Origin of the sequence: Enterobacter sp. SECR19-1250, assembly GCF_013391025.1 — a bacterium.
GTDB classification, from domain to species: Bacteria; Pseudomonadota; Gammaproteobacteria; order Enterobacterales; family Enterobacteriaceae; genus Enterobacter; species Enterobacter cloacae.
This window is the reverse complement of sequence record NZ_JACASJ010000013.1, coordinates 13987-37030: the sequence shown is the minus strand read 5'-3', so window position 1 is coordinate 37030 and position 23044 is coordinate 13987. Positions and strand designations below refer to the sequence as shown.

Genomic DNA, 23044 nt, shown 5'->3' with positions numbered 1-23044 from the left:
TTACCGGGCCTACGGGATCGAATAGGCCGGGTAAGGCGCAGCCGCCACCCGGCTAGAGATCCCCCATCAGGTGCTCCACCAGCAGCGGAATCGGCCTCCCTGAGGCCACGCTTCTGCCACCCTCACGCCACAGCGCCGTACCGCTAATATCCAGATGCGCCCACGGGATTGTCGGCGGGCAGAAGTGATGCAGCAGCCACGCTGCCGAGGCACTGATCGCCGCATTGTTGGGCGGCGTATTGCATAGATCGGCGATGGCGCTGTCGGTCTGCTTTTTCAGCCGCGTATCCAACGGCAAGGACCACACTTCATCTCCGCTCTGTTTTCCTGCCTGCGTCAGCGCCTGGCGCAGCGGCTCGTCCTGGGTCATCAACCCGCTCAGCTCATATCCCAGCGCTTTGACCACCGCACCTGTCAGCGTTGCCATATCGATAATGTAGCGCGCCTGCGAATGGCGCTGGCTGGTCCAGGCGATAGCGTCTGCCAGCACCAGTCGGCCTTCGGCATCGGTATTGTTGATTTCGACCGTGGTGCCGTTGCAGGCTCTGGCTACCGTGCCAGGCTGCATGGCGTCCGGGCCGATGGCGTTTTCTGCCAGCGCCAGCACGCCCATGAGGCGCACGGGGAGCGCCAGCTCTGCAACGGTCAGCATCAGCCCCAGCACGTTCGCTGCCCCGCACATGTCATATTTCATGGTGTACATGCCCGCGCCGTCCTTGAGCCACAGGCCGCCGGTATCGAAGGTAATGCCTTTACCTACATAGCAGCGCACCGGGCCGTCAGAAACACCGTCATAGTGAATAGCCAGCAGTCGTGGCGGGCAGGAGGCGCCTTTGCCAACGGCGTGAAGCAGCCCCAGACCCTGCTCAACGATCTGCTTTTCATCCAGCACTTCACAGCGCAGGGCAGGGAAGGCCGCGCACAGCGTCTGCGCCTCCTGCACCATAAACTGCGGCGTGCAGCGGTCGGAGGGGATATCGGCCAGACGGCGTGCGGCGACCATTCCACGGCCAATGGCGAGCTGCTGGCGGAAGATAACGTCCAGCCGCGCCTGCTGTTCTGGCAGGCAGAGGGCGGTAACGTGCTCAACGCGCAAAGTGACATCGTCCGCTTTCTTCAACTGCAGATCGCTAAGCCTGTGCGACTGATTAAAAAGAAAGCGCAGGACCTGTTGCAGCACAACGTCGTCAATGTGGGTGACATCCAGGACCACGTCGGTGCTGACGGGCGTGGCCAGCAGCGGACGGAGTGCCGTAAGCAATCCTTCGGTAAGGCTATCCTGCCAGAGAGCATCTGGCACCAGCGTGATGCGTGCAAAAGGCGCACAGCCAAAACGGGTGTCGGCAACGGCATCTTGCCCGCGCATTTCCGCAATCAGTGGCGTGTCCGGTAACAGCGTAGACGAGCTGCGGGCGATGAGGTGGCCGTGTGGCTTTACGTCAGAAAGGGCGGTTATCAGCTGATACGTCATCATCATTACTCCTCAATCGGTGCGCGGATCCGTGCGGCATAGGCCTGCATCCATTCATCATCCACCGCCTGATAGTGCGTTTTTTCCCGCAGGCGCTCGGCGCGAAACACGGTCAGCGGCTGGCGTGCCGTCGCCACCACAAAGGAGAACGTTTTAATGTTGGTGGCGGCGCCAAATTCACCTTTGTTATTCATGCATACCACGGAGAGATCCCCCGCGCGGCCAAAGCGCGACATCAGCCTGTCTTCCAGCTCGAACACCACGGAATCTGCCGCCTGCTGCGGAGACATCCCCTGCGCCATGCGGCGAACAATTTCGTAGCTGGTGCAGCCTTTCATCAGATCTTCGCCCACGCCCGTGGCGGTGGCGGCACCGGTTTCACTGTCGCAGTAGAAGCCGGTGCCGATGATCGGCGAATCGCCAAGTCGGCCGCGCTTTTTCATAAACAGGCCGCTGGTGGAGGTCGCCACGCTCATGGATCCCTGTTTGTCGAGACCGATAATCCCGACCGTGTCATGGCCATCGTAGGGGCTTAAGCCTTTATCCAGCGTCTCCCGGCAGCGCTTGCGGTAGTGCTGCATGGCCCGGTCGGTGAGCATCGTTTTGTCGGCAAAACCCTGGCTCAATGCCCACTCGCGTGCGCCCTGGCCGACCAGCAGGCTGTTATAGCGCTGGCGGCTTAACGCCTGCGCCACGCGTACCGGGTTGGCGATATCCACCAGATTTCCCACAGCGCCAAACGCCAGCGTGTCGCCGTCCATGTAGGCGGCGTCCAGTTCCACCTCGCCATTTTCGGTTGGTAGCCCGCCGTAGCCGACCGATTTATAGAACGGGAAGTCCTCGACGGCGGCAACGGCATCCACGACCGCGGCAGCCACCGGTTTCCCTGCTGCCAGCGCAGAGGCCGACTCGGTGACGCCTTCAAGCGCCATTCGCCAGGTGGCGATAATTCCCCACATGCTTTACTCCTGTTTTGCAAGGGTGGTGTCGGTTTGCGTCACGGTGGCAATCTCCGCGGCGCGGTACTGTTTATCCACGATACGCATGAATGGCAGATACAGCATGGCGCCAATCAGCAGGTTGATAAGCTGCATGATGCTGCCGCTGAGATGCCCGGTGACGATAAAACCGCTGATAACAGGCGGCAGCGTCCAGGGGATAAACACCCCGGTGGTGACGGCGACCGCACCAATTTTCATTGCTACGTACTGCACGGTGACCAGCACCAGCAGCACCAGATTGAACGGAATGAGCATGATCGGGTTCATGATCACCGGCAGGCCGAACAGAATCGGCTCGTTGATGTTAAACACCGAGGCCCCCGCGCCCAGGCGTGCCACTTCGCGCATGTTTTTACTGCGGGCGAAAATCAGCATCGCAATCACCAGCGACAGCGTGGCCCCTGCGCCGCCCATCCAGATCATGTCAAAAAACTGTTCGGTGATAATGTGCGGTGGGGTAGCGCCGGCCTGAATGGCGGCGATGTTATCGGTCTGGTTCTCCATCCACAGCGGGCGAATAATGCCGTTGATCATCGAACCGGAGTTAATGCCCACTGACCACAGAATGGTGATGCTGAAGACCGTCATCAGCGCGCCAAAATAGGAAGTGCCGTAGTGGCGAACCGGGGTTGCTACTACCTCGTAAATAAACTGATGGATGGTGTTGTAATGGGTGTTTTCAAAGCCGATGCGGATCATCAGTACCAGAATCATCACCAGCAGGGCAGGGATCAGCGCCGCGAACGACTCCTGCACCGCAGGCGGCACTCCATCCGGCATTCTGATAACCAGTTTTTTGCGCTTGAGCCAGCAGAACAGCTCCGTCCAAAGCAGAGAGCCAATCATCGCCACGAATAGCTCTTTACTGCCAATCCACTCTACCGGCATGACGGTGATGCCACCCTGTTCCGCCACTTTGATAAAGGGGGTCAGGATCAGAAAGGCGACCAGCGCCAGAATGCCGCAGGAGATACGGTCTTCGCCATAGTGTTCAGCCAGGCGATAGGCGACCAGGAAGCTGATAAACAGCGACATGGTCGAGAACACCGCGTTGAACGGGATTTCGATAATCGCGCTCCAGCTTTCCCCAAACGCCTGAGACATAAACTGCTGATAGGTTTGGTTGGGGAAGGAGGAGATCACCAGCAGGATGGAGCCGACGATGATAAACGGCATGAATGAAACGTAGGCACCGCGAATGGCACCAAGATGACGCTGCTGGGCCGTTTTGGTCGCCAGCGGCATCAGTTTTGCTTCAAGAAATCCCAGAACATTGTTCATTGTGAACTCCGTACAAGATTGAGAGGTGTTGTTTATGTTATCTCTGGGGATTATCAGTGAAGCGCGGCGAGCGAAAGGTGAAATCGGTCACAAAGCAATCGCTGGTGTATTATAAATCTCATAAGATTAGTTATGGAGTTTGTTGCGATGGAAATCAAACTGCACGCCAATGCGACCACGACGCCGCGCATCCGCCGTTATCTTCAACAGTCTGAGAAGAGCGACAGAGAGCTGGCCGTAGAGCTGGGCATTTCGGTCACTACCGTCAGACGCTGGCGCAATCGCGACCAGGTGTCGGATAACCATACGACGCCAAAAGTGATACACAAAGCGATGAGACAAGAGCAGGTTGCGCTGGTGAATGCCCTGCGTGACATCCTGGGTGCGCCGTTGGATGACCTGCTGCTTATGGTCAACGACGTCCTGGGGATCGCTGTTTCCCGCGCCACCCTGAACCGCTATCTCAAACCGGCCGCTGCAAAGCAAAAAGGGGCCCCCTTGCAGGGGAAAAAGGCGCTGAAAGCGGGTATTACGCCCCATACGCTGGAACTGCACCATTTGCCTTTGTCGCTGCATATGGACGACGGTGGGGAGCAGCATCTGCTTTGGGCGCGAGAGCCGGTGAGCGGCTGGTGCTATGCCCGGCTTTATGCGGGACTGTCGCCTCAACGACTGAATACCTGGACGCAGGAGGTGCTGGCGGCGTGTCCGGCTGCTATACAATCTGTTGAGACTTTTGGTTTTGAGGCGACGCTGGCTGTTAACGACATTGCGGTTAAGGCACATCAACGTACCTGCAGTGCACTTCAGGTGATGGTGCCCTTACGCGATATTATTCCGCGGGTGAATGTGGAACCGGCGGGGGCGCTATTGATGACCTTGTGCGAGTTTTACAACCGGGGTAAAGCGCAGAAAAAACTGGGGGAAAGTACGCCGCAGGCCTTTCTGGAAGGGCTGCGGCGCGAGGCTTAAAGAATGTCGAGCACATCTTCCGGCGGACGCCCAATGCGCGCCTTGCCGTTTGCCACCACAATTGGGCGTTCAATGAGCTTCGGGTTGTCAACCATCGCCTGCACGAGCTCAGCTTCAGTGAGACGCGTGTCGTCCAGGTTAAGTGACTTATAGAGATCCTCTTTCTGGCGCATCAGCTCACGTGCACTGCCCATGCCCAGCATATGCAGGAGCTGGCGGATCGTCTGCGCGTCTGGTGGTGTCTCCAGATACAGCACTACTTCAGGCTCTACGCCGTTGGATTTCAGCAGGCTGAGGGTGTCGCGGCTCTTGGAGCAGCGAGGGTTATGGTAGATTTTTACCGCGTCAGTCATATTTTCTTCCTTTTTACATCTTTTCGTACGGCTTGAAGCGCTGCTGTAGCGCGCGCAGCTGATCGATACGCGCATCGTAACGGGCCTGTTGCAGGCTGCCAAGTTTGACCTGCGAACTGGCGCTGCTGAGCATCGAAATGGCCTGATCCAGACGCCCCACCAGGGCAAACCCTTCGGCGCGTGCCGCCAGCTCCTGATCGCGGTTGCCCAGCTGGGCTTCTGCCTGAGCGAGCAGATCCCAGCCGTTTTGATCGTCTTTATTGTCGAAGGTGTAGCGGTTCAGAATGGTGGCCGCTTCACCCGGCTGGCCGCCCTGCAGATAAGCGTTCGCCAGGTTAAGCTGCAGCACCGGGTTGGTCCGCACCTCTTTGGCACCTTTCAGGCGGTTAATCGCATCGGCAGGTCTCTTCTGCCCCAGATCGATATCCGTGGAGAGGTCGAGATACCACGGGTTATTCGGGTCGGCGGCCAGCAACGGTTGCAGCGTTTTTCGCGCTTCGTCGTATTTGCTGGCTTCCATCGCCTGCAGGGCACGACCGTATTGCGCCGCGTTCTTCTCGCGCACGTTGCCTTTTGCCAGGGCATCCAGCAGGTCGCTGGTGAGCTGGTTGCGTCCGGAATTGTACATGCCCAGCGTTCTCACTTTCGCCATGTAGAAATCCTGTGAGGATTGCACCACCACCGGACGCATCTGATTGGCACGGTTACGCGCATCGGACAGACGGCTTTCCGGTAACGGGTGGGTGAGCAGGATTTCGGGTGGACGTGACGAGTAGCGTGCCTGATCGAGCAGTTTTTCCAGGAAGCTGGGCATCGCCTGTGGGTCAAAGCCCGAGCGCTGCAACACCTGGATGCCAATGCGGTCCGCTTCCTGTTCGTTTTGCTGGGTGAAACTGATCATCCCCTGGCGCGTGCCTGCCAGCGTGCCGGTTAATGCGGCCATCCCGGCCTGCGGGCTGGCCATCGCCAGCAAAATAGAGCCCAGCGCACCCACCCAGGTCAGGGGCGCGTTGCGTTTCTGGTCTTCCATCGCACGGGCCAGATGGCGCTGGGTCACGTGGGAAATTTCGTGCGCCATGACCGACGCCAGCTGGCTTTCGTTATCGGAATAACGGAATAACGCCGAATGCAGCACCACGTTACCGCCAAAGAAGGCGAAGGCGTTGATTTCGTCGTTATTGATTAAATAGAAGTGGAAGGGGGTTTTTACCGAGTTGGCGTGCGCGACCAGGCGCATCCCCAGACCATTAATGTACTGCACCAGCAATGGGTCATTGATCAGCGGAGCACTGCCGCGCAGCTGGCGAACATAGTAATCACCCATCTGCATCTCCTGACCAATGGAGAGCGTGCTTCCTGCTGTGGTGCCCATGTCCGGCAATGAATCGGACGAATCAGCGAAAGCTGGCAACACCTGACCGACCGTTACGGCGGCAATCAGTGTCGCAACCACTGTTTTTTTCAACTGCCTGAACATAACCACTGTCCTGTATTTTGGATGTGCTAATTTGACCGATGAACCCGCATATCGTTCATCTCCACTGCCCTGCGAGTGTAGCCGTGTTGTGGCATGAAGAAAATCCCATTCATCAGGCTTTTGCGGATTGTGACAGCGATACAAAAAGCGAAAGTCTTTTTTGTGACAGTTAGATACAATTCACCTTCTGACTCCCGTCATTCGATTCAGGGAAGGGTTGTATGCTCGAAATGTTAATGCAGTGGTACCGGCGCCGGTTTAGCGACCCGGAAGCCATTGCTTTGCTGGTTATTCTGGTTGCCGGGTTCGGTATTTTGTTCTTCTTCAGCGGCCTTCTGGCACCACTGCTGGTGGCCATTGTGCTGGCCTATCTGCTGGAGTGGCCAACCGCGCGGCTGGAGAATATCGGTTGCTCCCGACGCTGGGCGACCAGCATCGTGCTGGTGCTGTTTGTTGGCATTCTGCTGTTGATGGCGTTTGTGGTCATGCCCGTCGCCTGGCAGCAGGGGATCAACCTGATCCGCGATATGCCCGGCATGTTAAATAAGCTTTCTGATTTTGCCGCCACGCTGCCGCGTCGTTATCCGGCGCTGATGGACGCGGGGATCATCGATGCGATGGCCGAAAACATGCGCGCCCGCATCATGACCATGGGCGATTCGGTGGTGAAATACTCCCTGGCGTCGCTGGTTGGGCTCCTTACGCTCGCCGTCTACCTGGTGCTGGTGCCGTTGATGGTGTTCTTCCTGGTGAAGGACAAAGACCAGATGCTCAACGCCGTGCGGCGTATTCTGCCGCGTAATCGCGGGCTGGCCGGGCAGGTGTGGGAAGAGATGAACCAGCAGATCACCAACTACATTCGCGGCAAGGTGCTGGAGATGATTGTGGTTGGGGTCGCGACCTGGATTGGCTTCCTGATCTTCGGGCTTAACTACTCGCTGCTGCTGGCGGTGCTGGTGGGGCTGTCGGTCCTTATTCCGTATATTGGCGCTTTTGTGGTCACCATTCCGGTTGTTGGGGTCGCGCTGTTCCAGTTTGGCCTGGGCACCGAGTTCTGGAGTTGCTTCGCGGTGTACCTGATTATTCAGGCCCTGGATGGCAACCTGCTGGTGCCGGTGCTGTTCTCAGAAGCGGTGAATCTGCATCCGCTGGTGATTATCTTATCGGTGGTGATTTTCGGCGGGCTGTGGGGATTCTGGGGCGTGTTCTTTGCCATTCCGCTGGCGACGCTGATTAAAGCCGTCGTCCATGCATGGCCGGATGTGCCAGCGGTGGAGGAGAAGTAGTTTTTGTGCGGCCTGATGCCCTTCTCTCACGGGGGAGAGGGGGAAAACACTAAAAACGGCAACCGGGTTGCCGTTTTGTATTTATCTTGTAGGTCGGGTAAGGCGAAGCCGCCACCCGACACTCACTTTCAGGCACTTTGTTTCAGCCAGTTCAGCACCACGTCGTGGTGGTTGCTGGTTTTGAAGTCGTCAAAGACATGTTCCACTTTACCGTCAGCGTCAATCAGGAAGCTGATGCGGTGAATGCCGTCATAGGTTTTGCCCATAAACGTCTTCTCGCCCCAGACGCCGAACTGCTCACAGACCTGATGATCTTCGTCGGAAAGCAGCGTGAAGTTCAGCAGCTCTTTTTCAGCAAATCGTGACAGCTTTTCTGGCTTATCAGTGCTGATGCCCAGCACTTCCACGCCGGCTTTTTTCAACTCGTCCATGTTGTCGCGTAAGCCGCAGGCCTGCACGGTGCAGCCCGGGGTCATGGCTTTCGGGTAGAAATAGACCAGAACACGCTGTCCCTGGAAGTCGGTCAAATTTACTTGCTCACCATCCTGATCCGGTAAGCTAAATTTCGGTGCGATGTCACCGGCTTTCAGTGGGTTCATTACTCAACTCCATCCTGTTCATGCTGCGAATAATTTACGACGCTTATACTGCCTTGCGCGTGTAATTCTGTACAGAGGGCTTTGAACGCTTGCTCGATATTTGACGCATCCTGTGATGCAGGACTGTGGGCGGTGATTTGAATAAAGAGGGTAGGAACGGCACTCTCATCAGCCGGTTGTGTGCGGGAAACCAGCTCGGCAATGTTCATCTGATGGCTGTCAAACAGCGCGGTAAAACGCTCGATCAGATGAGGGGAATCAGGAACTTCAACCTGTACCCAGACGGTGGCAGGCATGGCCGGACGCGGACGCGCATTGGTGCGTTTCATCACGATCAGCAAATCCAGCTCTGCGCCTTTCAGCGGCAGGGTAGATTCGATAAGCGTGATGGCGTTCCATGTCCCGGACAGCAGCATAATAAACGTGAACTCTTCGCCCAGCATCGCCAGACGGCTGTCCTCGATATTACAGCCGCAGCTGCTCACGTGGCGGGTAATGGTGTTCACGATACCCGGCCTGTCAGCACCCAGCGCAGTGATAACCAGGTAATGTTGTGATGAGGTTGTCAAACCTGTTCTTCCTTTGCTTGGTTAAGTCTTCCTAAGGAAAGCATAAAAAAAACATGCATACAACCGCCTGAGGGCCTCAGGTCGCTTGCTTTTATTACAGTTCCAAACGTACCATTGAGGCTCTTGTTCGCACAGAGGATGGCTCATGTTCACGGGAAGTATTGTCGCGCTTGTAACACCGATGGATGAAAAAGGTAATGTCTGCCGGTCAAACATGAAGAAGCTGATTGATTACCATGTCGCCAATGGAACCTCGGCGATCGTTTCGGTAGGGACTACCGGTGAATCTGCAACGCTGAGCCACGAAGAGCACGGCGATGTGGTGATGTTGACCCTCGAACTGGCTGACGGACGTATTCCGGTCATCGCGGGAACGGGCGCGAATGCAACCGCAGAAGCGATTAGCCTGACCCAACGTTTTAACGACAGCGGCGTTGTTGGCTGTCTGACGGTCACCCCTTACTACAACCGTCCTACTCAGGAAGGTTTGTTCCAGCATTTCAAAGCCATCGCTGAACATACTGACTTGCCACAAATTCTGTATAATGTGCCGTCCCGTACTGGCTGCGATATGCTGCCGGAAACCGTTGGTCGTCTCTCGAAAGTAAAAAATATTATCGGGATTAAAGAGGCGACAGGGAACTTAAGCCGCGTTCATCAGATCAAAGAGCTGGTTTCAGACGACTTTATCCTGTTGAGCGGTGACGATGCGACCGCGCTGGACTTCATGCAGCTCGGTGGTCATGGCGTGATCTCCGTAACGTCGAACGTTGCGGCCCGCGATATGGCGGAAATGTGCAAGCTGGCGGCGGCAGGTCACTTTGATGAAGCCCGTCTCATTAATAAACGTCTGATGCCGTTGCACAATAAATTATTTGTCGAACCCAATCCGATCCCGGTGAAATGGGCATGTAAGGAGTTGGGACTTGTAGCAACCGATACGCTGCGTCTGCCAATGACACCGATTACCGACCACGGTCGTGAAATCGTCACTGCAGCGCTGAAGCATGCCGGTTTGCTGTAAAGTTTAGGGAGATTTGATGGCTTATTCAGTACAGAAGTCGCGCCTGGCGAAGGTTGCGAGTGTTTCGCTTGTTATGCTGCTCGCTGCCTGTAGTTCAGACTCGCGCTACAAGCGCCAGGTGAGCGGTGATGAATCCTATCTGGATGCGACCCCGCTTGCTGAACTTCATGCACCGGCTGGCATGATCCTGCCGATTCAGAACGGCGATTATAATATCCCCGTGACCAACGGCAGCGGCCCGGTGGGCAAAGCGCTTGATATTCGTCCGCCAGCACAGCCTCTGGCGCTGGTGAGCGGGGCGCGCACCCAGTTTACCGGTGATACCGCGTCTCTGATGGTGGAAAGCGCACGTGGCAGCACGCTGTGGCCACAGGTGGTGAGCGTCATTCAGTCGAAGAACTACACGATTGACAAGCGCGATGACGCCAGCCAGACGTTAACCACCGACTGGATCGAGTGGAACCGTCTGGATGAAGACCAGCAGTACCGTGGTCGTTATCAAGTCTCCGTTAAACCGCAGGGCTATCAGCAGGCGGTTACCGTTAAGCTGTTGAACCTGGAGCAGGCGGGTAAACCGGTGGCGGATGCTGCCTCTATGCAGCGTTACAGCACTGAAATGCTGAACGTGATTGCTGCGGGCCTGGATAAGAACGCCACAGACGCGGCTAACGCCTCACAGAACCGCAACGGCATGACGTTTGATGTCCAGAGCGGCGCGGATGATACCGGCCTGCCAATGCTGGTTGTTCGTGCGCCATTCAACCAGACCTGGCAGCGCCTGCCAGCGACGCTGGAGAAAGTGGGCATGAAGGTGACCGACAGCACGCGTTCAACCGGTAGCATAACCGCAACGTATAAGCCGCTGTCCGACAGCGCATGGCAGGAGCTGGGCGCACGCGATCCACAGCTCGCTTCCGGCGACTACAAGATTCAGGTAGGCGACCTTGATAACCGCAGTAGCCTGCAGTTTATCGATCCGAAAGGTCACACGCTGACCCAGTCGCAGAACGATGCGCTGGTCGCGGTCTTCCAGGCTGCATTCAGCAAATAAATACGAGGGCTGGTGAATCCAGCCCTTTTTATTTTCGTGCTACGCAAACGTGTGCGTGGCATAATATGCCCAGTTTTGAACACAAATCATCACACCAGGAGTAATCAAGATGCAGAAGCAAGCTGAGTTGTATCGTGGCAAAGCGAAGACCGTATACAGCACGGAAAACCCGGATCTGTTGGTGCTCGAGTTCCGCAATGATACGTCAGCAGGGGATGGCGCACGCATTGAGCAGTTCGATCGTAAAGGCATGGTGAACAACAAGTTCAACCACTTCATTATGACCAAACTGGCCGAAGCGGGTATCCCGACTCAGATGGAAGCGTTGCTGTCCGATACGGAATGTCTGGTGAAAAAACTGGATATGGTTCCGGTTGAGTGCGTCATTCGTAACCGTGCCGCGGGCTCCCTGGTGAAGCGTCTGGGCATTGAGGAAGGCATCGAGCTGAATCCACCGCTGTTCGATCTGTTCCTGAAAAACGACGCCATGCACGATCCGATGGTCAATGACTCCTACTGTGAAACCTTCGGCTGGGTGAACAAAGAGAACCTGGCGCGCATGAAAGAGCTGACCTACAAAGCCAACGACGTGCTGAAAAAACTGTTTGATGATGCTGGCCTGATCCTCGTCGACTTTAAGCTGGAGTTCGGTCTGTTCAAAGGCGAAGTGGTACTTGGCGACGAATTCTCACCGGACGGCAGCCGTCTGTGGGACAAAGAAACGCTGGATAAAATGGATAAAGACCGTTTCCGTCAGAGCCTGGGTGGCCTGATTGAAGCGTACGAAGCAGTGGCTCACCGTTTAGGCGTTAAGCTCGACTAACTCCCTCATCGCCAAAGGATGTTCATATCCTTTGGCGTCTTACCTTTGTTTCCTATGGTAATCTTGCCGTTAACCGCCTACGATCATAGCTATTATTAATGGAATAGTTCGAGGTAGTTATGCGCTGGCAAGGGCGTCGTGAAAGTGACAATGTAGAAGACAGACGTGGTGATAGCGGTGGCGGCCCTTCCATGGGTGGCCCCGGCTTCCGTTTACCCAGCGGAAAAGGCGGAATCATTCTGCTGATTGTGGTGCTGGTTGCGGGTTACTACGGGGTCGATCTCACCGGGTTAATGACCGGTCAGCCGCTGCAGCAACAGCAGCAATCTCAGCGCTCCATCAACCCAAATGAAGATGAAGCGGCCAAATTTACCTCCGTTATTCTCGCGACCACTGAAGACACGTGGAGCCAGCAGTTTGAGAAAATGGGGCGCAGCTACCAGCAGCCGAAGCTGGTGATGTACCGTGGTGCGACCCGCACCGGCTGCGGCACCGGACAATCGGTGATGGGGCCGTTCTACTGCCCGGCAGACAGCACCGTCTATATCGATCTCTCTTTTTATGATGACATGAAACGCAAACTCGGTGCCGACGGTGATTTTGCTCAGGGCTACGTGATTGCGCATGAAGTGGGGCATCACGTGCAAAAATTGCTGGGCATTGAGCCTAAGGTTCGCCAGCTTCAGCAAAACGCCTCGCAGGCGGAGGTCAATCGCCTTTCCGTGCGTATGGAGCTGCAGGCGGACTGCTTCGCGGGCGTCTGGGGTAACAGCATGCAGAAGCAGGGCGTGCTGGAATCTGGCGACCTGGAAGAGGCGTTAAATGCCGCAGAGGCCATTGGTGACGACCGTCTCCAGCAGCAGAGCCAGGGCCGGGTTGTGCCGGACAGCTTCACTCACGGGACGTCAGAACAACGTTACACCTGGTTTAAACGCGGTTTTGACAGCGGTGACCCGGCGCAGTGCAATACCTTCGGTAAAGCCATGTAATGGTGGCGTTTGACCAACTGATTAGCCAGCTTGAGCGCACCGGCCAGCGTCGGCTGGTGGTGCTCAGCGGTGATGCGCAGTGGTCCCTGGCGCAGGCCGGGGCGCTGCGTGATACGCTTTCCGGGGATTGGGTGTGGCTGGATGAAAACCCTTCCAGGGAGATAAGCGGGCTGCTGGGGCGCGAGTTCCGGCATGCTGTTTTTGATGCCCGCGCCGGGTTTGATGTCTCAGCCTTTGCCGCCCTGAGCGGAACGCTGCGTGCCGGGAGCCTGCTGGTGCTGTTGGCCCCCCCGCTTGCGGTGTGGGCAGGCACGCCCGACAGTGATTCCCTGCGCTGGAGCGACAGCGCGGAACCCATTCCCACGCCGAATTTCATTCGCCACTTTTGTCAGACGATTACCCACGATCCCGATGCAATCGTCTGGCAGCAAAACCAGCCGTTAACCCTTCCTCCGTTTCCTGATGCCCCTGACTGGCAACCCGCTAACGGTGCACCCCAGCGCGAGCAGGCGGAGATCCTGCACGCACTTCGTGCAATGCCGAAAGGCGTTGCGGCTGTTACCGCCCCGCGCGGGAGGGGAAAATCGGCGCTTGCCGGCATGCTGCTGAACAGCATTGAGGGCAGAGCAGTTGTCACCGCACCGGCAAAGGGAGCAACGGAGGTCATCGCACGGTTTGCGGGTGAACATTTTCACTTTATGGCACCGGATGTGCTGCTGGCCTCCTCACACCATGCCGACTGGCTGATTGTCGATGAGGCGGCGGCCATACCCGGCCCTGTGCTGGAGAAGCTGGTTGCGCGCTTTCCACGGGTACTGTTAACCACGACGGTACAAGGGTATGAAGGAACCGGAAGAGGGTTTTTGCTTAAATTCTGCGCGCAGTTCAGCGCCCTGCAGCGTTATACCTTATCCACCCCCGTTCGCTGGGCTGCGGGATGTCCGCTTGAGCGGGTGGTCGCCAGCGCGCTGCTGTTTGACGACACGCTCATCGACCAGCAGCCGAAAGGAGAGGTGCAACTGACCTCTCTGGCCCCCGACGCATGGGAGCACACGCCTGCACTCGCCGCGAGTGTCTACGAGCTGCTTTGTGCGGCCCATTACCGTACCTCGCCGCTGGATCTGCGCCGTATGATGGACGCCCCCGGTCAGCACGTTGCCGTCGCGCAAACGGACCCGGTCATTGCGGGCGCGCTGTGGCTGGTAGACGAAGGCGGGTTAAGCCCGGCGCTAAGTCGCGCAGTATGGGCGGGTTTTCGTCGACCGCGCGGCAACCTTGTCGCGCAGTCTCTGGCCGCGCATGGTGGCACGCCTCTGGCAGCAACGCTGAAAGGTCGACGGATCACGCGCATCGCTGTTCACCCTCACCGGCAACGGGAAGGGATCGGCCGGGCGCTTATCCGCGAGGCCTGCGGGGAGGATTATCTCTCGGTGAGCTTTGGTTTTACCGACGCGCTGTGGCATTTCTGGCAGCAGTGCGGCTTTGAGCTGGTACGGATAGGCAGCCACCGCGAAGCCAGCAGCGGCTGCTATACCGCAATGGCATTATTGCCGCAAAGTGAGGCGGGGCATCGTCTGTGTGAACAGGCCCGGCTGCGCCTGCATCGCGATGCGCGCGTCTTATCATTGTGGAATGGCGAAAAGATCCCGGTGGCAGATGAGTGGGAAGCTACCCTTAATAGTGACGACTGGCTGGAGCTGGCAGGCTTTGCCTTTGCACACCGGCCCTTTGCTACGTCCGTTGCCGCATTGACGCGTTTGCTGCTCACCGTGGATCTGCCGCTTCCGGCCCTGCGCGGTAAAATTGAGGCACGAAGAGAGGACGCTGCGCTCAGTGCTGAACTGTCGCTCACCGGGCGAAAAGCGGTGCTGGCAAGATTACGCGCTGAAACGGCGCAGGCCCTTGAATGTCTTGATAAAGCACGCAGTCAGCAGCTCAAAAGCGACATTTTGCAATGGCAATTTTTTCAATGACTTCTTCAGTAAAGTGGCATGGTCATTCCCCCCGCAAGGCGTAGAATCCAGGTCATCAATTAAGGAGACCGCCATGAAACACGATCATTTTGTTGTTCAAAGCCCCGACAAACCGGCTAAACAGTTACTGCTACTGTTTCATGGCGTTGGCGATAACGCCGTCAATATGGGAGAGATTGGTCGCTGGTTTGCACCTGTTTTTCCTGAGGCGCTGATTGTCAGCATCGGCGGCGTGGAGCCGTGTGGCCCTGACGGACGGCAGTGGTTCTCCGTTCAGGGCGTGACGGAAGAGAACCGTCAGGCGCGTATTGATGCCATTATGCCGGTCTTTATCGAAACCGTGCGTTACTGGCAGCAGCAGAGCGGCGTCGGTGCCGACGCGACCGCGCTGATTGGCTTTTCACAGGGGTCAATTATGTCGCTGGAGAGCGTGAAAGCAGAGCCGGGTCTGGCTTCGCGCGTGATTGCCTTTAACGGCCGTTTCGCGACGCTACCGACGAGCGCGACCACGCAGACAACGATCCACTTGATCCACGGTGGCGAAGACCGGGTGATTGAGCTTTCGCATGCCGTAGCTGCGCAGGAAGCCCTGATCCGGGAAGGCGGGGATGTGACGCTGGATATCGTTGACGATCTGGGCCATGCGATTGACGATCGCAGCATGCAGTTTGCGCTCGACCATCTGCGCTATACCGTACCGAAGCACTACTTTGATGAAGCGCTCAGGGGCGGTAAGCCGGACGATGATGATATTGTTGAGTTTATGTGATTATTTCCCCTCACCCTAACCCTCTCCCCTAAGGGGAGAGGGAACATGGCACCCCTCGCCCCTCTGGGGAGAGGGGCTGGGGGTGAGGGGATTACTTCTTCTGGTCTTTCTTCGGCCAGTCGTCGTCATCCCACTTGTAGTTAAAATCACGATGAGGCGGAAGATCCGGCTTGTTGGCGAGGAATTTTTTATGGTCAACGCGCTTAAGATCTTTAATCACGTTAAGCAATACGCCTACCAGAAACACTAACACCAGAATCCACCAGTACTTTGCAAGCCAATCCATTCGCTATTCCTCTCAGAGCGCTCGTCAGGCGACGATTTGCTCCATAATACGTTGATACATACGGGCCAGCAGTTGTAAATCCGCGGCATTTACACACTCATTGATTTTATGAATGGTCGCGTTCACTGGCCCCAGTTCGACAACCTGAGCTCCCATGCGGGCGATAAAGCGTCCGTCTGAGGTGCCACCCGTCGTCAGCAGTTGTGGCTTAATTTCATTATAGTGCTCGATGGCGTTCACCACCGCATCCACCAGTTTGCCACGCTGTGTCAGGAACGGCTGGCCGGAAAGCCACCAGTCCACGGTGTAACGCAGCTGATATTTTTCCAGCAGGGCGATAACGCGCGCTTTGATCATCTCATCGGTCAGCTCCGTGCTGAAACGGAAGTTAAACTGAACGAAACAATCGCCCGGGATCACGTTGTTGCTGCCGGTTCCTGCCTTCACGTTCGCAATCTGCATGCTGGTTGGCGGGAAGTACTCATTGCCTTTGTCCCACTCAATGCTTACCAGTTCACTCAGCATCGGCGCTGCGCGGTGAACTGGGTTATCGGCCAGATGCGGGTACGCCACGTGTCCCTGTACGCCGTGAATGGTCAGGTTACAGGTTAACGAACCGCGGCGGCCATTTTTCACCACATCGCCCACCACCTCGGTACTGGACGGCTCGCCGACCAGACAGTAGTCCAGACGCTCGTTGCGGGCCATCAGGGCCTCAACCACCTTGACGGTGCCGTTATGGGCGCTGGCTTCTTCATCAGAGGTAATGAGAAACGCGAGACGGTTTTTATGGTTCGGGTGCTGGGCGACAAAGCGCTCAGCCGCCACAACCATTGCCGCCAGGGAGCCTTTCATGTCTGCGGCGCCGCGGCCAAAGAGCATGCCATCGCGGATGGTTGGTTCAAACGGAGGGTTGATCCAGCGGTCCGCATCACCTGCGGGAACCACGTCGGTATGCCCGGCAAAGGCCAGTGTTTCACCCTGGCCACGCCACGCCCAGAAATTCTGGGTGTCGCCAAAATCCATACGCTCCACGGTAAAACCGATGGCACGCAGGCGCTCAATCATTAATGCCTGACAACCTGCGTCGTCCGGGCTAAGGGAAGGACGGCGAATAAGCTGCTGAGTCAGCTCAATGACCGGGCATGACATAAACTACACCTCAACGAAAAAAGTCGGAATAAAGGGTTTCACTGAAACCCAGCAGCATAGGCTGCCCGGGCGCGCAGAGCAATGGGCGTTTGATGATTGCTGGCATTTCAAGCATCAGATTTGCTGCGCTGTTGGCATCCTTGATGCTGGCACGCAGTGATTCGTCCAGCTTGCGCCAGGTCGTGCCGCGGGTGTTCAGCAGCGCTTCCCACCCCAGTTCGTTAATGGCGGTATGCAGAAATTCTGCATCAAGCCCATCGGCACGGTAATCGTGGAAGCGGTACTCGACGTTGTTAGCTTCGAGCCAGCGGTGGGCTTTTTTGATCGTGTCACAATTTTTAATGCCGTACATGACAACCATGTTGAATCCTTTTGTTCTTATGACCATTAAATGTTCAGTAAATTCGAAGATATATCCTTAAACGGAATATAACACATTCAGAAACGCTCCGGATTAACACCTCTTTTTAATTCAACTCACACTTGTACGCTGAATATTCTTTCATCATTTAAGCATAGATGTCCATCAGGTATAAATTGCCTGTAAACTCAGCGGGTAAAATAAAACTCACCCGTGCGTAGGGTTATTTCAAAATATTGCTGGCCGTCACACAAAATTTAAGGTTCTCCGTTCATATTTATCATAAATCCAGCGCGCAGACGGGGTACAATCACAGCAATCGGTTAAATTGTCTTCACAATGATGATACGTTTTCGTAGAATGCGCATAATAATAAGAGAGGTTGTTATGATTGAACGTGAACTGGGGAACTGGAAAGATTTTATCGAAGGCATGCTTCGTAAATGACATTCAGTAAGAATTGCAAGAGCACTTAAATAAGTAAAATAACCATAGTGTGAATTAATCGCACAGTAAAAAGGCGGCCTACTGAGCCGCCTTTTTTATTTTCACTATCTTATTCAGGCCGTTCCTTGAGCGGGAAGCGGCGACGCACCAGCACGAAGAACAGCGGCACAAAATAAATGGCCAGGATCGTGGCTGAAATCATTCCTCCCATGACGCCTGTACCTACCGCATGCTGGCTGCTGGAGCCTGCACCTGAGCTGGTTGCCATTGGTAACACCCCGAAGACAAACGCCAGCGAGGTCATCAGGATTGGACGTAAGCGCTGACGGCAGGCATGCAGCGTGGACGCCATCAGCTCATGGCCTTTCGCATTCATCTCATTGGCAAACTCAACAATCAGGATGGCGTTTTTTGCCGACAACCCAATCACGGTGAGCAGCCCCACCTGGAAGTAAACGTCGTTCTCCAGACCGCGCATCCAGGTGGCGAGCAGCGCGCCGATCACGCCAAGCGGCACCACCAGCATGACCGAGAACGGGACTGACCAGCTTTCATACAGCGCCGCAAGACAGAGGAAGACCACCAGCAGCGAAAGCGCGTAAAGCGCGGGAGCCTGCGCCCCGGAGAGCCGCTCCTGATAAGACATGGCCGTCCACTGCAGACCAAAGCCAGCGGGCAGCTGTTGCACCAGCTTTTCCATGGTGTCCATCGCCGTACCGGTGCTGACACCCGGCGCGGCTTCACCGACGATCTCAACGGCGGAATAGCCGTTATAGCACTCCAGACGCGGAGAACCGCTCTCCCAGTGCGAGGAGGCGAAGGCGGAGAACGGCACCATGCCGCCCGCATTGTTGCGGACATACCAGCGGTTAATATCGTCCGGCAGCATGCGGTATGGCGCGGCGGATTGCACATACACTTTTTTAACGCGACCGCGATCCATAAAGTCATTCACATAGCTTGAACCCCACGCCGTTTGCAGGGTGTCGTTAATATCGTCGATTGAAACGCCCAGCGCCTGCGCCTTACGCTGATCAATATCGACCTGCAGCTGCGGGCTGTCATCCAGACCGTTGTGACGGACGCGGGTCAGACCCGGATCTTTACCGGCCAGCTCTAACAGCTTGTCGCGTGCCGCCATCAGCGCCGTGTGGCCCGCACCGGCATGGTCCTGCAACTCCATGTCAAACCCGGCAGAACTGCCGAGACCGCTGATGGCCGGTGGGCTGCTGGCAAAAACGCGAGCCTCTTTGATACGGGAGAAGGCTTTGGTCGCGCGTTCGATAATGGCAAACGAGGTGCCCGTTTTCGTATCGCGTGCGTCCCAGTCTTTCAGGCGCACAAACATACGTGCAACGTTCTGCCCGTTCCCGCCCGGGCCTGAGCCGACGGTGGAGAAGACCGACACCACGTTATCTTTCTCTTTGGTAAAGAAGTACTGCTCCACCTTCTGAACTACCTTCAGCGTTTGCTGCTGCGTTGACCCGCTCGGGAGTTGCACTGAAGTGATGAACATCCCCCGGTCTTCCTGCGGCAGGAACGAAGTCGGCAGATGCAGGAACAGCCACACCATACCGCCCAACAGCACAACGTAAATCATCATCCAGCGCAGGCTGCGGTGCAGCACCTTGCCGACGGCGGTTTCATAACGCGCAGCACTGCGGTTGAACATGCGGTTAAACCAGCCAAAGAAGCCCTTCTGACCGTGCTGCTCCCCTTTATGTAGCGGTTTGAGGAGGGTGGCGCAGAGGGCAGGCGTGAGGATCAGCGCCACCAGCACCGAGAGCACCATTGCGGAGACGATGGTGATTGAAAACTGACGATAAATGGAGCCGGTTGTGCCGCCGAAAAACGCCATCGGGATAAAGACCGCCGGGAGCACCATCGCGATGCCAACTAACGCCCCCTGAATTTGTCCCATCGATTTACGCGTGGCCTGACGCGGGGAAAGCCCTTCCTCGCTCATGATGCGCTCGACGTTTTCGACCACCACGATGGCATCGTCCACCAGCAGGCCAATCGCCAGCACCATTGCAAACATCGTCAGGGTGTTAATGCTGTAACCAAACGCATAAAGCACGGCGAAGGTACCCAGCAGCACCACCGGAACGGCAATGGTCGGGATCAGCGTTGCGCGGAAGTTTTGCAGGAACAGGTACATGACCAGGAAGACCAGCGCGATCGCTTCCAGCAGTGTTTTCACCACATCTTCAATAGAGGCTTTAACAAAGGAGGTGGTTTCGTAGGCGACTTTGTATTCCAGCCCGTGGGGAAAATAGTGCGACAGCTCATCCAGACGATCCAGCACCAGCTGCGCGGTGGCCATTTCATTGGCCCCGGAGGCCAGTTTAACCCCCAGACCGGAGGCCGGATTACCGTTAAAGCGGCTGAGATAATCATATTTCTCTGCCCCCATTTCTACTGTGGCGACATCGCCCAGGCGGACCTCTGAACCATCCTGATTTACGCGCAGGGTAATGTTGCGAAACTGCTCCGGGGTCTGAAGCAGCGACTGTGAGTTAATGGTGGCATTCAACGCTTGTTTATCGACGGAGGGCGTTCCCCCCAATTGTCCCACCGCAATCTGGGCGTTCTGGGATTTAATGGCATCCGTCACGTCGGTTGCCGTCATCTGGAAGCTGTTCAGCTTATTCGGATCAAGCCAGATACGCATTGAATACTGAGAGCCGTAAGCATCGATATCACCGACGCCGTTAATACGGCTGAGGGGATCCTGAATATTACTGGCGACGTAGTCCGCAATGTCCTGCTTATCCATGGAACCGTCGGTAGAGACAAACGCAATAGTCAGGATGTTGGTGTCACCGGTTTTACGTACGGTAACCCCCTGATTCTGCACCGCCTGAGGCAGTTTACGCATCGCCGACTGCAGCTGGTTTTGCACCTGCTGTACGGCTTCGTCCGGATCCGTACCGGCGGTAAAGCTCAGGGTGACGGTCGCCTGGCCCGTGGCGCTACTCTGCGAGGACATGTACATCAGGTTATCCAGACCCGTCATGTTCTGCTCGATAACCTGCGTAACGGTATTTTCCAGCGTTTGTGCTGAAGCTCCGGGGTAGTTTGCCGTGACGCGCACGTTTGGTGGTGCCAGGTCGGGATATTGCTCAACAGGAAGTGAAGTAATGGCCAGGACACCTGTCAGACACAACAGAATGGCAAGTACCCAGGCAAAAATGGGGCGATCGATAAAAAAATTCGCCATGAAAATGAGACCTCGTTTTGCTGCACGTCATTATTGTTTATTGCCCGCATCACTTTAGCGGCAAGACGAAGACCAAACGTGGAGAAATAAAGGAGATAGTGTAAATTATCATGCGCTTTTCTCTGCGCTTCACCTTTTACCGTTATTTACCTCCCGGCCCCGTTTGTCGGGAAGATCACGCTCACCAGCGTCCCCCCGTTTTGCGGCTGGGAAAAGTGCAGCGTTCCGCCAAGTCTCGCCGCCCGTTCGCGCATAATATTCAGCCCGTAATGTCCCGGCGGCTCGCTGGCTTCGCCAATCCCGATACCGTTATCGCGAATGCTGACGCTGTGGGTGCCGTCAGCAGACGTCACGCAGCTGACGGTTATCTCGCTGGCCTGGGCGTGCTTCATCGCATTCAACACCGCTTCACGCACGATCTGCAGCAAATGCACCTGTTTCTGGGCATCCAGCGCCAGCGAGGAGAGGCGGCAGTCGAGGTGCAGCTTTGCCTGCGTCTGGCTCTGTAACCCGTCCAGTGACTCCTGTAGGGCCGCGGGCAGATTGGCGTGGTTAAGCGTCAGGCGGAAGGTGGTAAGCAGTTCCCGCAATTGATGCCAGGCGTTGTTAAGCTCGCGGGAAAAGTCGGTGATAATGGTCTGCGCCGGGGCATTTTCCTGCGGGATAGCGCGTTTCAGTAGCGCCAGCTGAATACGTAAATACGACAGTACCTGCGCCAGGGAATCGTGCAGCTCGCGGGCGATCGTCGCGCGTTCTTCCATCAGCAGCAACTGCTGGTAGTGCTTTTGCGCCTGGTTGAAATACAGTCCGCGTCCGAGCATTGTCGCCACGCTTTCCATCAGCGGCAGAGGAACGTGGCCCGTCTCGCTTTGCCAGCGTAATTCCCCGTACAGGGTATCCTGCATCAGCACGGGCAGCGTTTGGACAGGGCTCCCGTTTGATTCGATACCCTCACTGAGCCGCCAGTCGTCGCTGGTGCGCAATTCCAGGTAGTTCATCTGCGTGTACTCATGCACTATCTGCAAAATATGCCGGAAACAGTGGCTGTCTATCTGGCCGGTATTCAGTGCCTGAGAGCATTTAAACAGCATCTCGAGTTGCTGATGCGCCTCATTCAGATGCTGCGTCTTTTCCGCTACGGAGTGTTCAAGCGAGCGATACAGCGTATGCAGCTCGGCAGACATGTGGTTGAACGCCCGGGAAAGTTGGCCCAGCTCGTTTGGCAGCGCGGTATCCGGTGCAGGCGTATCGAATTGCCCCCGCTCAATGCGCTCGCTGGCCGCCACCAGATTATTCAGCGGTAACACCACCTGGCGGCGGATGCGTCGCAGGGTAAAGATCGTCAGGATCAGGATGCCCATCCCGCCCGCCAGGGAGATCAGAATCACCGCCTGGATTTTATGTTCGGTGTAGTGCTGAAGGGCGAGCACAAAGGCGTCAATCCGGCCGACAAAGTCTTCAATGTGGGCCTGATACCACCCGCTATCGCCGCGAGCGATGTGGTTGTCCATCTCCTGCCATGCCAGATGCAGCTGCTGATAGCGCGCCTTAACATCGTCCGGCACGTACCAGCGGCTCAGCTTCTGTAGCGCAGGGGCGCTCAGCGTCTGCTGCCAGCTCTCGCGATGCGCCGCCAGGGCGTCGCTGTTGCGTTGCATCTCATAGCCCAGACGGTAGCTCTGCATTCGCAGGGAACCGGCAATATTGATGGCTTCTGCATCCCGCTGGCTGCTGGCAAGCGTGAACAACGCGACGGTGCTGGTCAGAACGGACAGCACGATAATGGAAATGAAAGCCCGGGCCAGGCTTCCGGAAACGGGTCGTTTAACGGTCACAGAACAGCTTCCTGAAAAAAATTGATCTGCCACAGGTTCACTGGAGATAGTTCGGCTTCCTGGGCATTTGTACATTGCCTGATAGCGCCGCCGTGGGTAAAT

The 23044-nt window shown here is 56.4% G+C and carries 21 protein-coding genes; 9 read left to right on the top strand and 12 right to left on the bottom strand.

Annotated elements, in window-relative coordinates; translation table 11 throughout:
- Positions 1-52: 52 nt before the first annotated feature.
- Genes HX884_RS05550 through HX884_RS05540 form a run of 3 tightly spaced genes read right to left on the bottom strand, consistent with a single transcriptional unit; the run spans position 53 to position 3753 of the window.
- Complete coding sequence (locus HX884_RS05550) at positions 53-1474, bottom strand: M17 family metallopeptidase (RefSeq protein WP_178327821.1); 1422 nt, start codon at positions 1472-1474, stop codon at positions 53-55.
- A 2-nt stretch (positions 1475-1476) separates the two neighbouring features.
- Positions 1477-2430 carry a N(4)-(beta-N-acetylglucosaminyl)-L-asparaginase gene (locus HX884_RS05545; RefSeq protein WP_178327820.1) on the bottom strand — a complete coding sequence of 318 codons (954 nt, stop codon included), beginning with the start codon at positions 2428-2430 and terminating at the stop codon, positions 1477-1479.
- A gap of 3 nt (positions 2431-2433) precedes the next feature.
- Positions 2434-3753 carry a PTS sugar transporter subunit IIC gene (locus tag HX884_RS05540; RefSeq protein WP_178327819.1) on the bottom strand — a complete coding sequence of 440 codons (1320 nt, stop codon included), beginning with the start codon at positions 3751-3753 and terminating at the stop codon, positions 2434-2436.
- Between the two features lie 147 nt (positions 3754-3900).
- Between HX884_RS05540 and HX884_RS05535 the strand changes: the two genes are divergently transcribed.
- Positions 3901-4725 (top strand): XRE family transcriptional regulator, encoded by an 825-nt coding sequence (locus tag HX884_RS05535; protein ID WP_178327818.1) that lies wholly within the window; start codon positions 3901-3903, stop codon positions 4723-4725.
- Here the strand turns inward: HX884_RS05535 and arsC are convergent.
- Together arsC and bepA are read right to left on the bottom strand one after the other, a co-directional pair.
- A complete protein-coding gene (gene arsC / locus HX884_RS05530; protein ID WP_023620395.1) occupies positions 4722-5078 on the bottom strand; it encodes an arsenate reductase (glutaredoxin) in 357 nt (118 codons plus the stop codon). The genes HX884_RS05535 and arsC overlap by 4 nt on opposite strands.
- Before the next feature lie 13 nt (positions 5079-5091).
- The gene (gene bepA, locus HX884_RS05525) at positions 5092-6555 is read right to left on the bottom strand and encodes a beta-barrel assembly-enhancing protease (RefSeq protein ID WP_013098231.1); all 1464 of its coding nucleotides are present in this window, start codon (positions 6553-6555) and stop codon (positions 5092-5094) included.
- 221 nt (positions 6556-6776) lie between these two features.
- Between bepA and HX884_RS05520 the strand changes: the two genes are divergently transcribed.
- A complete protein-coding gene (locus HX884_RS05520) occupies positions 6777-7841 on the top strand; it encodes an AI-2E family transporter (RefSeq protein ID WP_013098230.1) in 1065 nt (354 codons plus the stop codon).
- A 128-nt stretch (positions 7842-7969) separates the two neighbouring features.
- On the opposite strand, the gene bcp is transcribed toward HX884_RS05520, so the two are convergent.
- Together bcp and HX884_RS05510 are read right to left on the bottom strand one after the other, a co-directional pair.
- A complete protein-coding gene (gene bcp / locus HX884_RS05515; RefSeq protein WP_013098229.1) occupies positions 7970-8440 on the bottom strand; it encodes a thioredoxin-dependent thiol peroxidase in 471 nt (156 codons plus the stop codon).
- Positions 8440-9009: a glycine cleavage system transcriptional repressor gene (locus HX884_RS05510; RefSeq protein WP_013098228.1), complete on the bottom strand. Its 570-nt coding sequence runs from the start codon at positions 9007-9009 to the stop codon at positions 8440-8442. The genes bcp and HX884_RS05510 overlap by 1 nt, the downstream gene beginning before the upstream one ends.
- 145 nt (positions 9010-9154) lie before the next feature.
- Here HX884_RS05510 and dapA point away from each other — a divergent pair, with 145 nt between their 5' ends.
- The 6 genes from dapA (at position 9155) to ypfH (ending at position 15638) form a co-directional block, all read left to right on the top strand.
- Positions 9155-10033, top strand: a complete 879-nt coding sequence (gene dapA / locus HX884_RS05505; RefSeq protein WP_178327817.1) for a 4-hydroxy-tetrahydrodipicolinate synthase — start codon at positions 9155-9157, stop codon at positions 10031-10033.
- 16 nt (positions 10034-10049) lie between these two features.
- Positions 10050-11084 (top strand): outer membrane protein assembly factor BamC, encoded by a 1035-nt coding sequence (gene bamC, locus HX884_RS05500; protein ID WP_013098226.1) that lies wholly within the window; start codon positions 10050-10052, stop codon positions 11082-11084.
- Positions 11085-11193: 109 nt separating this feature from the next.
- On the top strand, positions 11194-11907 hold the full coding sequence (gene purC, locus HX884_RS05495) for a phosphoribosylaminoimidazolesuccinocarboxamide synthase (protein ID WP_008501631.1): 714 nt from the start codon (positions 11194-11196) through the stop codon (positions 11905-11907).
- 119 nt (positions 11908-12026) lie between these two features.
- Complete coding sequence (locus HX884_RS05490; RefSeq protein WP_029882266.1) at positions 12027-12896, top strand: neutral zinc metallopeptidase; 870 nt, start codon at positions 12027-12029, stop codon at positions 12894-12896.
- Positions 12896-14869, top strand: a complete 1974-nt coding sequence (locus HX884_RS05485) for a tRNA(Met) cytidine acetyltransferase TmcA (RefSeq protein WP_178327816.1) — start codon at positions 12896-12898, stop codon at positions 14867-14869. The genes HX884_RS05490 and HX884_RS05485 overlap by 1 nt, the downstream gene beginning before the upstream one ends.
- A gap of 73 nt (positions 14870-14942) precedes the next feature.
- A complete protein-coding gene (ypfH, locus tag HX884_RS05480; RefSeq protein WP_178327815.1) occupies positions 14943-15638 on the top strand; it encodes an esterase in 696 nt (231 codons plus the stop codon).
- A 91-nt stretch (positions 15639-15729) separates the two neighbouring features.
- Here the strand turns inward: ypfH and HX884_RS05475 are convergent, their stop codons facing one another.
- Genes HX884_RS05475 through HX884_RS05465 form a run of 3 tightly spaced genes read right to left on the bottom strand, consistent with a single transcriptional unit; the run spans position 15730 to position 17437 of the window.
- Positions 15730-15924, bottom strand: coding sequence for a YpfN family protein (locus tag HX884_RS05475; RefSeq protein ID WP_178327814.1), 195 nt, complete (start codon positions 15922-15924; stop codon positions 15730-15732).
- Between the two features lie 24 nt (positions 15925-15948).
- Positions 15949-17076 (bottom strand): succinyl-diaminopimelate desuccinylase, encoded by a 1128-nt coding sequence (dapE, locus tag HX884_RS05470; protein WP_058651783.1) that lies wholly within the window; start codon positions 17074-17076, stop codon positions 15949-15951.
- A 10-nt stretch (positions 17077-17086) separates the two neighbouring features.
- Positions 17087-17437, bottom strand: coding sequence for an ArsC family reductase (locus HX884_RS05465; RefSeq protein WP_178327813.1), 351 nt, complete (start codon positions 17435-17437; stop codon positions 17087-17089).
- A gap of 387 nt (positions 17438-17824) precedes the next feature.
- Here HX884_RS05465 and ypfM point away from each other — a divergent pair, with 387 nt between their 5' ends.
- Positions 17825-17884 carry a protein YpfM gene (gene ypfM, locus HX884_RS05460; protein WP_015572204.1) on the top strand — a complete coding sequence of 20 codons (60 nt, stop codon included), beginning with the start codon at positions 17825-17827 and terminating at the stop codon, positions 17882-17884.
- A 109-nt stretch (positions 17885-17993) separates the two neighbouring features.
- Here the strand turns inward: ypfM and acrD are convergent, their stop codons facing one another.
- Together acrD and narQ are read right to left on the bottom strand one after the other, a co-directional pair.
- Positions 17994-21107: a multidrug efflux RND transporter permease AcrD gene (gene acrD, locus HX884_RS05455; RefSeq protein ID WP_178327812.1), complete on the bottom strand. Its 3114-nt coding sequence runs from the start codon at positions 21105-21107 to the stop codon at positions 17994-17996.
- A gap of 146 nt (positions 21108-21253) precedes the next feature.
- The gene (narQ, locus tag HX884_RS05450; protein WP_178327811.1) at positions 21254-22942 is read right to left on the bottom strand and encodes a nitrate/nitrite two-component system sensor histidine kinase NarQ; all 1689 of its coding nucleotides are present in this window, start codon (positions 22940-22942) and stop codon (positions 21254-21256) included.
- Positions 22943-23044 lie beyond the last annotated feature (102 nt).